This window comes from Mesorhizobium sp. M1A.F.Ca.IN.022.06.1.1, from assembly GCF_003952605.1.
Classification (GTDB): Bacteria; Pseudomonadota; Alphaproteobacteria; order Rhizobiales; family Rhizobiaceae; genus Mesorhizobium.
In genome coordinates, this window is the sequence record NZ_CP034455.1 from 4,210,819 (window position 1) to 4,224,175 (window position 13,357).

The 13,357-nt window shown below is 64.4% G+C and carries 14 protein-coding genes and 1 tRNA gene; 10 read left to right on the forward strand and 5 right to left on the reverse strand.

Annotated features, from left to right (window positions below; genetic code table 11):
* Nucleotides 1–185 precede the first annotated feature (185 nt).
* The 3 genes from EJ078_RS19945 (at nucleotide 186) to EJ078_RS19955 (ending at nucleotide 2,504) form a co-directional block, all read left to right on the forward strand.
* Nucleotides 186–2,030, forward strand: a complete 1,845-nt coding sequence (locus EJ078_RS19945; protein WP_127215582.1) for a DUF882 domain-containing protein — start codon at nucleotides 186–188, stop codon at nucleotides 2,028–2,030.
* Nucleotides 2,031–2,132: 102 nt separating this feature from the next.
* Nucleotides 2,133–2,206 (forward strand) — tRNA-Gln (locus EJ078_RS19950).
* A 121-nt stretch (nucleotides 2,207–2,327) separates the two neighbouring features.
* Nucleotides 2,328–2,504 carry a hypothetical protein gene (locus EJ078_RS19955; RefSeq protein ID WP_164750474.1) on the forward strand — a complete coding sequence of 59 codons (177 nt, stop codon included), beginning with the start codon at nucleotides 2,328–2,330 and terminating at the stop codon, nucleotides 2,502–2,504.
* A 113-nt stretch (nucleotides 2,505–2,617) separates the two neighbouring features.
* Here EJ078_RS19955 and EJ078_RS19960 read toward each other — a convergent pair whose 3' ends face one another.
* Nucleotides 2,618–3,253 (reverse strand): 2-dehydro-3-deoxy-phosphogluconate aldolase, encoded by a 636-nt coding sequence (locus tag EJ078_RS19960; RefSeq protein ID WP_127215583.1) that lies wholly within the window; start codon nucleotides 3,251–3,253, stop codon nucleotides 2,618–2,620.
* A gap of 142 nt (nucleotides 3,254–3,395) precedes the next feature.
* Here EJ078_RS19960 and EJ078_RS19965 point away from each other — a divergent pair, with 142 nt between their 5' ends.
* The 3 genes from EJ078_RS19965 to EJ078_RS19975 all read left to right on the forward strand — a co-directional run bounded on the left by EJ078_RS19965 (nucleotide 3,396) and on the right by EJ078_RS19975 (nucleotide 6,186).
* Nucleotides 3,396–4,325, forward strand: a complete 930-nt coding sequence (locus EJ078_RS19965; protein WP_127215589.1) for a rhodanese-related sulfurtransferase — start codon at nucleotides 3,396–3,398, stop codon at nucleotides 4,323–4,325.
* A 121-nt stretch (nucleotides 4,326–4,446) separates the two neighbouring features.
* Nucleotides 4,447–5,154 carry a tellurite resistance TerB family protein gene (locus EJ078_RS19970; protein WP_067002750.1) on the forward strand — a complete coding sequence of 236 codons (708 nt, stop codon included), beginning with the start codon at nucleotides 4,447–4,449 and terminating at the stop codon, nucleotides 5,152–5,154.
* A 279-nt stretch (nucleotides 5,155–5,433) separates the two neighbouring features.
* Complete coding sequence (locus EJ078_RS19975) at nucleotides 5,434–6,186, forward strand: SDR family oxidoreductase (protein WP_082953977.1); 753 nt, start codon at nucleotides 5,434–5,436, stop codon at nucleotides 6,184–6,186.
* A 13-nt stretch (nucleotides 6,187–6,199) separates the two neighbouring features.
* Here EJ078_RS19975 and EJ078_RS19980 read toward each other — a convergent pair whose 3' ends face one another.
* Nucleotides 6,200–7,384, reverse strand: a complete 1,185-nt coding sequence (locus EJ078_RS19980) for a pyridoxal phosphate-dependent aminotransferase (protein ID WP_127215584.1) — start codon at nucleotides 7,382–7,384, stop codon at nucleotides 6,200–6,202.
* A gap of 83 nt (nucleotides 7,385–7,467) precedes the next feature.
* Between EJ078_RS19980 and EJ078_RS19985 the strand changes: the two genes are divergently transcribed.
* From EJ078_RS19985 to denD, 4 genes are read left to right on the forward strand one after another with little or no spacing between them, the layout of a single operon-like run.
* A complete protein-coding gene (locus tag EJ078_RS19985; RefSeq protein WP_095800642.1) occupies nucleotides 7,468–8,154 on the forward strand; it encodes a GNAT family protein in 687 nt (228 codons plus the stop codon).
* Between the two features lie 13 nt (nucleotides 8,155–8,167).
* Nucleotides 8,168–9,148, forward strand: coding sequence for a cation diffusion facilitator family transporter (locus EJ078_RS19990; protein WP_127215585.1), 981 nt, complete (start codon nucleotides 8,168–8,170; stop codon nucleotides 9,146–9,148).
* A 36-nt stretch (nucleotides 9,149–9,184) separates the two neighbouring features.
* Nucleotides 9,185–9,391 carry a hypothetical protein gene (locus EJ078_RS19995; protein ID WP_095777137.1) on the forward strand — a complete coding sequence of 69 codons (207 nt, stop codon included), beginning with the start codon at nucleotides 9,185–9,187 and terminating at the stop codon, nucleotides 9,389–9,391.
* A 1-nt stretch (nucleotide 9,392) separates the two neighbouring features.
* A complete protein-coding gene (denD, locus tag EJ078_RS20000; protein ID WP_127215586.1) occupies nucleotides 9,393–10,367 on the forward strand; it encodes a D-erythronate dehydrogenase in 975 nt (324 codons plus the stop codon).
* A gap of 15 nt (nucleotides 10,368–10,382) precedes the next feature.
* On the opposite strand, the gene EJ078_RS20005 is transcribed toward denD, so the two are convergent.
* The 3 genes from EJ078_RS20005 to EJ078_RS20015 all read right to left on the reverse strand — a co-directional run bounded on the left by EJ078_RS20005 (nucleotide 10,383) and on the right by EJ078_RS20015 (nucleotide 13,356).
* Nucleotides 10,383–11,600: a nickel/cobalt transporter gene (locus tag EJ078_RS20005; RefSeq protein WP_127215587.1), complete on the reverse strand. Its 1,218-nt coding sequence runs from the start codon at nucleotides 11,598–11,600 to the stop codon at nucleotides 10,383–10,385.
* Between the two features lie 6 nt (nucleotides 11,601–11,606).
* Nucleotides 11,607–12,275: a DUF1007 family protein gene (locus tag EJ078_RS20010; RefSeq protein WP_127215588.1), complete on the reverse strand. Its 669-nt coding sequence runs from the start codon at nucleotides 12,273–12,275 to the stop codon at nucleotides 11,607–11,609.
* Between the two features lie 181 nt (nucleotides 12,276–12,456).
* Complete coding sequence (locus EJ078_RS20015) at nucleotides 12,457–13,356, reverse strand: LysR family transcriptional regulator (protein ID WP_067002475.1); 900 nt, start codon at nucleotides 13,354–13,356, stop codon at nucleotides 12,457–12,459.
* Between the last annotated feature and the right edge of the window lies 1 nt (nucleotide 13,357).

The following is a 13,357-nucleotide window of genomic DNA, read 5'->3' on the forward strand; positions in this document are numbered from 1 at the left end:
TTTGACGGGATATCGCCACGGTGTTACCGCATTTCGGCTCCAATAAGCGATGATTAACCATTAGGATCGATATTCGGATGTGAGAACCACGCATCCGTTTGGGCAAATCCGGGGACAAACGGCAGCCTGCAAGGCCTTTTGATTTGAACCAAGTCGAACGACACACGAACGGGCGGCATTTTCACATGAGCGTCTGGCCACGGTGGCTGACGTTTGTGATTTTGGCCGTAGGGTTCCTTTCGGCAGCCGCCTCCGGCGCGAAAGCCGAAGTCCGTTCGCTGAAGCTCTATCACCTGCACACGCACGAAAAGGCCGAGATCGTCTACAAGCGTAACGGCCGCTACGTTCCCGAAGGCCTGCGCAAGATCAACATCATCCTGCGCGACTGGCGCCGCAACGAGCCGACCAAGATGGATCCGCGGCTGCTCGATCTGGTGTGGGAGGCCTACCGGCAGAGCGGAGCGACCGACTACATCCAGGTCGTCTGCGGCTATCGCTCGCCATCTACCAATTCCATGCTGCGCAGCCGCAGCCGCGGTGTCGCCGAGAAAAGCCAGCACATGCTTGGCAAGGCGATGGACTTCTACATCCCCGGCGTGCCGCTGAAGAAGCTGCGCAACATCGGCCTCAAGATGCAGGGCGGCGGCGTCGGCTACTATCCGAATTCCGGTTCTCCGTTCGTCCACATGGATGTCGGCAATGTCCGCCACTGGCCGGGTATCAGCCGTCAGGAACTGGTCAGCCTGTTCCCGAACGGCAAGACGCTGCACGTGCCGAGCGACGGCCGGCCGCTGCCTGGCTATGAGCAGGCTCTGGCCGCCTACAAGGCGCGCAAGGGCGCCGGCACCCCCAATATCGAGCTGGCCAGCGCCGGCGGCTCGACCAAGCGGTCCGGCGGACTGTTTGCGGCCTGGTTCGGCGGCGGCGACGACGAGGCCGACGACAGCGCCGATGTCGCGAGCGCCCAACCCGCACCCCAGCCGAAAGCTGTGAAGCAGGTGGCGGCCGCAAAGAGCGGCAACAGCGGCAGCCTGCCGGGCATCGCGATCGTCTCGCCGCAGGATGCCAAGCGCGCCAACATCCCGCAGATCGCGGATGACAACTCGGACGATTCGCAACCGCAGCAGGACACGCCCGAAACCATCATTGCCGCGCTGCCGCCGAAGGAGGTTCCTCTGCCCGCCTTCGCGCCGAGGCCCAAGGCCGATGTCGGCCAGCAGACGGCTGAAAACGTGCCGTTCGCCGTGGCGGACGCCTCGGCCACGGCTGAGCAGGCGGTGGCGACGGCGCATGCTCCGGCCAACGTACCGTTCGGCATGGCCGCCGGCGCGGCGCAGGCCGCAGCCGATCCCGCGCAGGGGGCGTTCAACAATGTTCCGCTGCCGACGAGGCGGCCCGATCTGCCGAGGGAACTTGCGCCCAAGGACAAGGGCGTGCTTCTGGCGCTGGCGGAAACCGCCTCGCAGGACAAGAGCGCGACCGATGCCTTCTCGGTGCTGCCGACCGCACGGCCCGACGCGGGCAAGCCGGATGAGATCAAAGCGGTGCTCGAGCAGGCCAGCGCGACCACCGTGGCCGGCTCGAGTGGGGCCGAATACGAAGTCGCTTCGCTGACTGCGCCGGAGCCACGCTCGGCATTCAACGATCCGTCGGGTCTCGATGCAGCTTCGCCGCGTCAAGCCATCGCCGCACGCCCCGCCGGCACCGATCCGGCGCAGGCGATCGGCGCCGGCGTGAAGACGACGCGCAAGGAGGCCAGGGCGTCCGCCAACGACCTGAAGCCCGGCCCGAAGGCAATGGTGGTGGCAACGCCGCCGCAGGCAGCGCGCTGGGCGCTGGGCAGCGGCGACAACATCGCCACCGTTTCCGATCCGACCACGGCACCGCGCTATGCCTACAATATCGTGCACACGCCGCCGAGCGAGGTCTACACGGCCGGCTTCCAGACGGATGCGCAATTGCCGGACGCCAGCCGGTTCACCGGCAACGCGGTGAAGTTCCTTTCGGTCGCCCGCTTCCAGACGAAATAACGAGCCTGCCAGTGCCGCAACAGCCGCGTTGAACAACAGCGCGGCTTTTGCTTTTATCACGGCAGCATAGTTTGAACGGCGCGGGTTTCCCGCGTAGTCTTTTCCCGCTTCGTCTAACGGTAGGACAGCGCCCTTTGAAGGCGTGAATCGTGGTTCGAATCCATGAGCGGGAACCAGCCGGCGGCTGGTTTTCGGCCCGCACCGGCATGCCATCACGCACGCTTAAACTTCTCGTGAGACCGGAACGGGCCGCGCTTTTTCGGGTTAGGATGCGTTCGTTCCAAACTGGGGATATTCATGAAGAAGATTCTATTGGCGTCAGTTCTCGCTCTGGCCGCGGCATCGGCTGCCGTGGCTCCAACGCAGGCCGAAACCGTTATCGTCAAGTCCGGCAAGCATCACTGCAGAACCAAGGTGGTCACCCATTGGGTTCACCACCGCAAGGTCGTCGAGAAGGTCAAGGTCTGCCACTGACCGCATGTCCAGCCCTGGAGCGGTTCAGCGTTTGATAGACCGCTGAACCGCTCCAGGTTGTTCTTTACACGATCCGGACGGAAGAACCGGTGCCCACTCTTCCTGGAATTGCGTTAGGCGAGCTTGCTCGCCTCGCGCGCCAGGGCTTCGATCTCATCCCATTTGCCGGCCTTGATGAATTCGTCGGGCGCCACCCACGAGCCGCCGACGCAGATGACGTTGGGGAGGCTCAGATAGTCGGCGGCGTTCTTGGCCGTTATGCCGCCGGTCGGGCAGAATTTCACGTCGGCGAGCGGCGAGGCGAAGGCCTTCAGCGATGCGATGCCGCCCGACTGTTCGGCCGGGAAGAATTTCAGGAAGCGCAGGCCGGCTTCGCGCGCAGCCATGATCTCCCCGGGGGTGATGGCGCCGGGCAGCAGCGGCACGGGGCTGTCCTTGGCCGCGTCGAGAAGCTGGCTCGTAATGCCGGGGCTGACGATGAATTTCGAGCCGGCGCGTGCCGCCTCGTCGAACTGCTTGGCATCGAGAATGGTGCCGGCACCGACAACCGCATCCTCGACTTCGGCCGCGACGCGGCGGATCGCTTCCAGCGCATCGGCGGTGCGCAGCGTGATCTCGATCGCCCTCAAGCCGCCGCGCGACAGAGCGCGAGCGAGCGGCACGGCGTCGGCGACATTGGCGATCTTGAGCACCGGGATGACCGGCTGGCCGTTGAGGAGCGACAGAAGCTTTTCGGTCTTGCTGGTCATTGGCTTGTCTCTCCGTTTCGGTCGATTTCAACCGATTAGCAGAAGGGGTATTCCGAGTCCACGAAGGCGGGCGTGTCGCAATGTCACGCGGCCCGTCCGCTCCGCCTTGAAACGGCTTTCAGCACGGTCTAGTGCCATGGGCATGACAACAAACAAGGAAATTCAGCCGGTCCGCGTTGCCGCGCTCTACAAGTTTGCGTGGCTCGACAATTACCAAGCGCTGCGCGCGCCGCTTGCCGCCTTCTGCTGCGGACGCGGCATCAAGGGCACGCTGCTTTTGGCGCATGAGGGCATCAACGGCACGGTCGCCAGCAGCGAGGCAGCGATCGCCGCGCTTATCGATCACCTGGAGGCGATCGAAGCGCTTGCCGGCCTGGAAGTGAAATACAGCACCGCCGCCGAGATGCCGTTCCACCGCATGAAGGTGCGGCTGAAGCGCGAGATCGTCACGATGGGCGTCGACAATCTCGATCCGGCGAGCAGCGCCGGCACCTATGTCGCGCCGGCCGATTGGAACGCGCTGATCTCGGACGCCGACACGTTGGTCATCGACACGCGCAACGCCTACGAGGTTTCGATCGGCACCTTCAAGGGCGCGGTCGATCCCAAGACCGCCAGCTTTCGCGAGTTCCCGGGCTGGGTCGAAGAGCACCGCGAGGAGCTCGAAGGCCGCAAGGTGGCGATGTTCTGCACCGGCGGCATTCGCTGCGAGAAGGCGACCGCTTACGTGAAGTCGCTGGGCTTCAGGCAGGTCGTCCACCTTAAGGGCGGCATCCTGAAATATCTCGAAGAGGTGCCGGCCGAAGAGAGCCTGTGGCAGGGCGAATGCTTCGTCTTCGACGAGCGGGTATCGGTGTCGCATGGCCTGGCCGAGGGCGAAGCCGAACTCTGCCGCGCCTGCCGCCATCCGCTCACCGTCGAGGACCGGCTCTCGCCGAAATATACGGTCGGCGTCTCATGCCCGCATTGCTTCGAAGCGCGCTCGGACGAGGACCGCGCGCGCTACGCCGAGCGCCATCGCCAGGTGGAACTCGCGCATGCGCGGGGCGCCAAGCGCCACATCGGAAGCTGAGCAGCCCAGGTTTCGTCAAATCATCCGCCCGTTCATTGTAATGTCAATGCGCGGGGCCTACGTCTTGCCGATCCGAAACCCTGCCCGGGCGCATTCGGCCGGGCCAATTCTGGAGGCATTGATGCTCGACCCCAAGAAGCTGCTCGACGACCTTTTCGGCTCGCAAATTCCCGGCACGGGATCGACCGTTCGCGACAAGGCGGGGCAGGCGGTGCAGATGGCGAAGGACAATCCGCTCGCCGCCGGCGCGCTGGCGGCGGTGCTGCTCGGCACCGGCCCCGGTCGACAGGTGACGGGCGCTGCCATGAAGCTCGGCGGCCTGGCAGCCATTGGCGGCCTCGCCTACAAGGCCTACCAGAACTACAAGGCCGGCAATGTGCCGGCACAAGAACCCGTGGCCGGCGAGCCCGAGTTGCTGCCGCCGCCCAAGGACACCGCCTTCCATCCCTCGCAGGCGCCGCAGGGCGAGGCCGAATTCACGCTGACCCTGGTGCGGGCGATGATCTCCGCAGCCAAGGCGGACGGTCATGTCGATGACGAGGAGCGGCAGAAAATCGCCGACAAGCTCAAGCTCGCCGGCATCGGTGCCGAAGCGGAAAAATTTCTGCTGGATGAGCTTGAACGCCCGCTCGATCTCGACGTCCTGATCACCGGCGCCAAGACCGATGCGCAGAAGGTTGAGCTCTACACCGCCTCGCGCCTTACCATCGATCCCGACACCCGCACGGAGCGCGGCTATCTCGACCTGCTAGCCGGCCGCCTCGGCCTGCCGGACGCGCTGGTCGACCATGTCGAGGCGACGGTCTCGGCGGCGAAGGCGCCGGCTTGAACCGTGCCCGATCCGCGCCAGCAAATTGCCGGTTGGTAAACGCGCATCGGACGTGCTGCTGGCCGTTAATCTTTCGTTAACCCAGCAAGCGCATCATTCTAACCAGTCGGACCGGCTTATCCTCCTCCCAAGCGCGGTTCAGATGAGGGGCGGTCGCCAATGACCGCCCTTTTTGTCGGCTCCGCTTTCTTGCCGACAATAGCCGCTTGCCACGCCCTCCGTCATTTGCGATGCCACGTCTTCTTCCAGCAGTGACGGGGAGCGAGGACGATGACCGCCATGACAGAGAAAACAGCCATCGTAACCGGCGCCGGCACCGGCATCGGCAAGAGCGTCGCCACCACGCTGCTCAAGGCAGGCTGGAACACCGTGTTCTGCGGCCGCCGCAAGACGCTGCTCGAGGAGGCGATCGCCGAGGCCGGGAAGACCAGCGCCAGGGCGCTTGCCGTTGCATGCGACATCAGCAAGGCCGGCGAAGTCGACGACATGTTCGAGACAGTGGTGGAGGCGTTCGGGCGCGTCGACCTGCTCTTCAACAATGCCGGCATGGGCTACAAGTCGACGCTGATCGACGAGATCCCGGTCGAGGTCTGGAACGATGTCGTCGGCGTCAACCTGACCGGCTCGTTCCTATGCGCCCGTGCCGCCTTCGGCGTCATGCGCCGGCAAAAGCCGATGGGTGGGCGCATCATCAACAATGGCTCGGTGTCGGCCTATGCGCCGCGGCCGGGCTCAGCGCCCTACACGGCGACCAAGCATGCCATCACCGGCCTGACCAAGACCCTGGCGCTCGACGGCCGGCCCTATGACATTGCCTGCGGCCAGATCGACATCGGCAATGCGCTGACCGAGATGGCGCAGGCGATGACCGTCGGCGTGCCGCAGGCCAACGGCTCCATCGCCGCCGAAGCGGTGATGGATGTCCAGCGCGTCGCCGACGCGGTGCTTCACATGGCGAGCCTGCCGCTCGACGCCAATGTGCTGTTCATGACGGTGATGGCGACGAAGATGCCGTTCGTCGGCCGCGGGTGAGGGGGCTGAGGCTCTATTTCGTCAAGAACACTTCGATCCGCTCCAGCGCTCGTAATATGTTCTCCTCGGAATTGGCGTAGGAAAGCCGGACATAGCCTTCGCCGAGCACGCCGAAATCGGGGCCGCCGATCAGCGCGACGCCGGCATCCTCCAACAGCGCCGAGGCAAGCTTCTTGGCCTTCCAGCCGGTCTTCGAAACATTGGGGAAGGCGTAGAAGGCGCCCTTCGGCGTGATGCAGGAAATGCCGGGGAGCGCGTTCAGCCCTTCGACCACGATCTTCCTGCGGTTGTCGAAGGCGAGCATCATCTTTTCGACATCGTCCTGCGGGCCCTCTATCGCGGCGATGCCGGCATACTGGCTCGGCGCGTTGACGCAGGACCAGCAGTTGACCGCCAGCTTGCGCACCTTGTCGTAGAGATAGGCCCCCTTTTCGCCGTTTGGCCAGATCGACCAGCCCATGCGCCAGCCGGTCATCGCCCAGGTCTTGGACCAGCCGTTGAGCACGATCAGCCTGTCGCGGAGTTCTGGAAAATTGAGCAGCGAGCAGTGGGTCTCGCCGTCATAGGTCATGACATCGTAGATTTCGTCGGAGAGGATCGCGACCTCAGGGTGCTTCTCCAACCCCTTCACGAGTTTGGCGATCTCGTCCCGCGCGGTCACGCCGCCGGTCGGATTGGCGGGCGAGTTTAGGATCAGCAGCCTCGTCTTCGGCGTGATCAGCGCCAGCGTCTCTTCCGCCGAGAAGGCAAAGCCGTTCTCCTCGCGGATCGGCACCGGGATTGGAGCCGCACCCGTGAACTCGATCATCGAGCGATAAATCGGAAAGCCGGGATCGGGATAAAGAATCTCCGCCCCCGGCTCGCCGAACATCAGGATCGCGGCGAACATGGTCGGCTTGCCGCCGGGCAGGATCATCACGCTCTCGGGCGATACTTCGACCCCGGTGGTGGTCAGCGTTCGGCGCACGACCGCCTCGCGCGTGGCTAAAAGGCCGTTGGCAGGCGTGTAGCCGTGGTGGCCATCGCGCAGCGCCTTGATCGCCGCCTCGACGATATGCTGCGGCGTCTTGAAGTCGGGCTGGCCGATGCCGAGGTTGATGATGTCGCGGCCCTGATGGGCAAGCGCCGTTGCCCGCGCGAGCACCGCAAAGGCATTTTCCTCGCCGAGACGATCGAAGGCCGCGATGGTGTGGAGCATTTTTCCCGTCCCTGTGGTTCTTTCTGTGGGCGAGCGTTTTTGTGAGCGTGCGCCAGGAAAAGTCAAACGGATTGGAGCGGTCGGTGTCGGAAAATCTGAAGAATTGGCAGGCACGCCCGCGCCCCGAACGCAAGGCGCTGGAAGGTCGCTATGTCCGGCTCGAACCGCTGAGCGCGTCAAAGCACGGCGACGGGCTCTATGAAGCGTCGTCGGTGTCGGATGCCGGAGGCCGCTTCGCCTGGCTGCCGGACTATCCGCCCGAGAACCGCGCCGCCTTCCAGCCATGGCTGGACAAAGTCGAGGCGAGCGAGGATCCGCTGTTCTTCGCCGTCATCGACAAGGCGAGCGGCAAGGTCGCCGGACGTCAGACGCTGATGCGCATTGATGCCGCCAACGGCGTCATCGAGATCGGCAACATCTATTGGGGGCCGCTGATCTCGCGCAGGCCGCAGGCGACGGAAGCACAGTTCCTGTTTACCAAATATGCCTTCGACGAGCTCGGCTATCGCCGCTACGAATGGAAATGCAACAACCGCAACGAGCCGTCGAAACGTGCGGCGGAACGTTTCGGCTTCAAGTTCGAAGGCATTTTCCGCCAGCATCTTGTGGTGAAGGGCGAAAACCGCGATACGGCGTGGTATTCGATCATCGACAAGGAGTGGCCGGCGCTGCGCAAGGCCTATGAGGCCTGGCTCGATCCGGCGAATTTCGATGGCGAGGGCCGCCAAAAGCGACGGCTCGAGGATTTCCGCGCCGAGTCCGGCGCGTAGCAGGAGTTGCGCGATGGCGCATGATCACGGCTCACACGCCCACAGCCATGGCGCCGATGACGTGCACGGGTCGACCGACAAGAAGCGCGTTCTCGTCGCGGGCTGCCTGACAGCCGGCTTCATGATCGCGGAGGCGCTCGGCGGCTGGCTCACCGGCTCGCTGGCGCTGCTCGCGGATGCCGGCCATATGCTGGCGGACGCGATCGCGCTCGGCCTTGCCTGGTATGCCTTCCATCTCACCGGACGTCCGGCTACCGGGCGTCTCACCTACGGCTTCGCTCGCGTGAAGACGCTGGTCGCCTACACCAACGGCATCGCCATCTTCGTCATCGCGCTTTGGATCGTCTACGAGGCCTGGGGGCGGCTGATGCACCCGGCGCCGGTGCTGGGCGGGCCGATGCTGGTGGTGGCGGTCGCCGGCCTGCTGGTCAACGTCGCCTCCTTCCTCGTGCTGCATGGCGGCGACCGCGAGAGCCTCAACATGCGCGGCGCCATACTGCATGTGCTGGGCGACCTGCTTGGCTCGGCCGCGGCAATCGCTGCGGCCCTCATCATCCTCGCCACCGGCTGGACGCCGATCGATCCGATCCTCTCCGTGCTAGTGGCGCTGCTGATCCTGTCGACGGCGTGGTCGCTGATGCGCGAGGCCGCCCATGTGCTGCTCGAAGGCGTGCCGGCAAGCCTCGATCGCGATCTCATCGCCAAGGATCTGGAAGCCGCGGTCAAGGGCGTGCGGGAGGTGCATCACATGCATGTCTGGTCGCTCGACGGCACCAGCAACATGGCGACGCTGCATGCCTGCCTGAATGACGGCGTCGATGCGCATGCTGCGGTGAGCGCCATCAAGAAGCGGCTTGCGGCGAAGCACGGGATCGATCATGCAACGGTGGAGCCCGAGTTCGGCCTGTGCGCCGACAGCCATGACGAGCACGATCATCACCATGATCACGATCATGCGAATGATGCGCCTCGCGATCGCCGCCACTATCACTGAGCCGGTGATGAGCTTCGGATCGAGGGACGGCGCCTGATGGATCGCGAGACGCGCAACGCGGCGATCGCCGCGGCCTGGATACTGCTCCTGTTCGGCCTCGCCGCCTATTTCCTGCCGACCATCATGCTGGCCGCCGGCAAGGTCTCGACGGTCCTTGCGGTCGTCATCGCCGCGCTCTTCATGGTGGGGCTGTTCGTCGTCCTGTGGCTGCGCGGACGCAGCCAACGCAAGAAGGGTCTATGAGATGAGAGTTCTGATTACCGGCGCCGCCGGCATGGTTGGCCGCAAGCTGATCGCAAGGCTGGCCAAGGACGGTGTGCTGCGCGGGCGCAAAATAACCGCGCTCGATCTGCATGATATCGTGCCGCCGCAGGCGCCGACGCTCGCCGGAGTCGATGTCTCGATCCACACCGGCGATCTTTCCACGCCCGGTGCGACGGCCAAGCTCGTTGCTTCCCGCCCGGACGTGATTTTCCATCTCGCCGGCATCGTTTCCGGCGAGGCGGAGGCCAATTTCGACCTCGGCTACCGCGTCAATCTCGACGGCACGCGCGCTTTGTTCGACGCGGTGCGGGTGGCGGGCTTCGCGCCGCGCCTTGTCTTCACCTCGTCGATCGCGGTGTTCGGCGCGCCGTTCCCGGATGTCATCCCGGACGAGTTCCATCCGACGCCGCTCACCTCCTACGGCACGCAGAAGCTGATCAGTGAGGCGCTGCTTGCCGACTACTCGCGGCGCGGAGTCTTCGACGGCATCGGCATCCGGCTGCCCACCATCTGCGTGCGGCCGGGCAGGCCGAACAAGGCGGCGTCGAGCTTCTTCTCAGGGATTATCCGCGAGCCGCTCAGCGGCCAGGAGGCGATCCTGCCGGTGCCGCGCTCGGTGCTGCACACGCATGCCAGCCCGCGATCGGCGGTGAATTTCCTGATCCATGCGGCCGAAATCGATGGCGATAAGGTCGGGCCGCGGCGCAATCTCACCATGCCCGGCGTGGCGGTCACCGTCGGCGAGCAGATCGAAGCGCTCGGGCGCATAGCCGGCGCCGAGGTGGTCAAACGGATCCGCGAGCGGCCCGACGAAACGATCTGGGCGATCGTCAGAGGCTGGCCGACGCGCTTCGAGGCGCGCCGCTCGCGGGAACTGGGTTTTGTCGCCGAGAAGAATTTTGACGAGATCATCCGCGCCCATATCGAGGACGAACTCGACGGAAGGATCGGATGACAGTTTCGGTCGGCTTCAGACGCCGCCCGTCAGGCTGGCCGACAAGAGCAGCAGGCCAACGAGGAAGATGAAGGCGGCGCCGCCGATCTCGACGATCGAATGGATGCGGTTGCCGATGCGTCCGTCGCCGGCGAAATAGACAGCCCAGTTCTTGGCCGTCACCGCGATCGTCGCCAGCGCGGAGACGGTGATCGCGGTGCCGATCGACATGGCGAGCACCGAGAGCAGGCCGCCGAGCCAGAGACCGTTGAGGAGCGCGAAGCTCAGCACGATCAGCGCGCCGGAGCAGGGGCGGATGCCGACGGCGGCCACCGCCGACCAGGCGGTCTTCCAGTCGAAGCGATCGCCCGAAAGCAGCGCCGGATCCGGCGCGTGCGAATGGCCGCAGGTGTCGCAGACTTCGCCCGGGCCGTGGTGATGTTGCCCAGCGTGAGCATGGTCGTGCGCCGCGTGGTCGTGATCATGCGCCTTGTGATCAGTCGCCTCATGGCTGTGCGCATGCGAATGCGCGGCATGATCATGGTCGTGATGCGCGTGCGAGTGCGTCGAGTGGGCATGCGCGGAATGCGAATGGGAGTGGGAATGACCGGCATGGGAATGCGCGTGAGCATGCGAGTGCCCGCCATGCGAGTGGCCGGCATGGGCCGCCGACAGACTGTAGGCCGGACCGGCGCCGAACCACCGAAGAATGGCCGGGCCCGCCTTGCGCCACAGTAGCCAGGCGCCGAACAGCGTCACCAGCACATAACTCGAGATCTCAAGAAACCATGCCGCGTCGGTCATCGACACCGCCGTGCCGCGCAGCACGAAATAGGCAAGCATCATGACGACGATCGCGGTCAGCCCCTGCAGCAGCGCCGAGACGAAGGACAGCATGATCCCGCGCTTCAGCGCCACTTCGTTGGCGACCATGTAGGACGAAATCACCGCCTTGCCGTGGCCGGGCCCGGCGGCGTGGAAAATGCCGTAGGCGAAGGACAGGCCGACCAGCAGCCAGAGCTTGCTGCCGTCCTGGCGCATGGCTTTCATGGCGGCCGCCAGCGAATGGTAAAATTCCTGCTGCCTAAGGTTGATCCACATCAGGATATGGGCGAACGGACCGGTCGTGCTCGGCGCCATGCCGTCATTGGTGCCGATGCCGAGCGAGCTCTGGGCATGAGCGACGCCGGGTAGATGCATCATGACCAAGGTGGCGGCCGCGAGGCCGAGCGCCAGGCGCAGCGACGGTTTCATCACCGATTATCCTTCCGGCGGACAGTTCAGTTCGAGCTTGGTGGCGAAGATCTTGCTCATGTCGGTGCCCGTCGGATCGTTGAAGAACGCTTCCGTCAGGGTCTTCTGGTTTTCCTTGATCGCTTCGTCCGGATCGGGACGGATCACCTTCTTGGTGCAATTCGCGGGCAATCCCTCAACGGTGAGGTTGGCGTCGTCGGTGAAGTCGATCGCCGTGTAGAAGGTCGGATCGTAGACGCCGATGTCGATCTTGCCGGCGAGTTTGATCGGCGTCTTCGGCTGCGACTCGAACAGAATGATCAGCTGGTCGTTGTCGAAGCTCGCCATCAGATGCGGCGGAGGGACCATGGACACGTCCTTGCCGTCCTGCGTGACCAGCTGGAAATAGTTGAACTCGGCCAGCGAGGAATGGACGGTGTCGGCCACTTCCTTGAGCTCTTTGTCGTCAAGCTTCAGATCGGAGTTCTTGTCGAACTCCATCATCACTGTACTCGAAAACAGATCGTCGAAGCGCCAAAGGTGGCGCAGCGCCGTCACACTTTGGTGATCCGCGCTGAGGATGACGTCGAGGCGAGCCTCGGCGAAGACGTGCGGGTGCACCTCGGCGGGCTCTACCGCGGCAAAGGTGGCCGCAATTGCCGAAGCCAGTACGATTGCTTGCCGTTTCAGGTGCATTCCGGGCCGCGATTCCATCGACTTTGGGAGTGGGCTCCGAGAGTTAACAGAAAGGGGGCGAAAATGGGACGCGCTCTCGGAGAGCGTTGCGCTCTTTCCAGATTCGCTCGATGCGCTTTTAGGCTCTGATTCTGCGCATGTCCTTGTGCCGAAAACGGTTCCCACCTTCGGGGGACGTGCTTCACGCAGCGTCGCGCGTCCTGAACCAGTGCACCAGGAAATCGACGAAGACACGGACCTTGGCGGGCAAATAGCGGCGATGCGGATAGACCGCGAAGATGCCGCTGCCCGAGAGGATGCGGTCGTCGAGCACCGTCACCAGCTTGCCCGACGCGACTTCGGGCGCAGCGATGAAATCCGGCAGGATGGTGAAGCCCAGGCCCGACACGGCGGCTGCTCTCGCCGCCATCGGACTGTTGACCTCGATCGGCCCCGACACGGTGACGCTCACCGAATCCTCGCCGTCTCCCTTGAAGCGCCAGTTGGCTAAAGAGCGGCCGTTGGTGTCGACGATGCAGGGCATGTTGGAAAGATCCTGCGGGCGCGTCGGGGTGCCATGCTTTGCAAGCAGGTCCGGCGAAGCGCAGAGCTTGATCGAAAACGGCCCGAGGCGCCGCGCGATCAGCGACGAGTTCTCCAGCCGCGAAATGCGTACGGCGACATCGAAGCCTTCCTCGACCAGATCGACGAAGCGGTCGTCGAGATGGATGTCGAGAACGATATCCGGATGTTGCTTGGCAAAGTCGATCAGCGACTGGCCAATCGGCGCGTCGGCAAAGGTGCGCGCCGCCGAGAGCTTGATGCGGCCGCGCACGTCGCCGGAAGATTCGCGCACGGCATCGGCCAGGCTGTCGACCTCGCGCACGATTTCGGAGGCGCGCTGATAATAGGTGTGGCCGGCTTCGGTCAGCGAGAACTGCCGCGTGGTGCGGTTCAACAACAGCGCGCCGAGTTCGTCCTCAAGCTCGCGCACATATTTCGACAGCAGCGCCTTGGAACGGCCGATCTTGCGGGCGGCGGCCGAGAAGCCTTCGGCCTCGACGACGTCGATGAAGGCGCGCATGCGGGTCAATGTATCCATG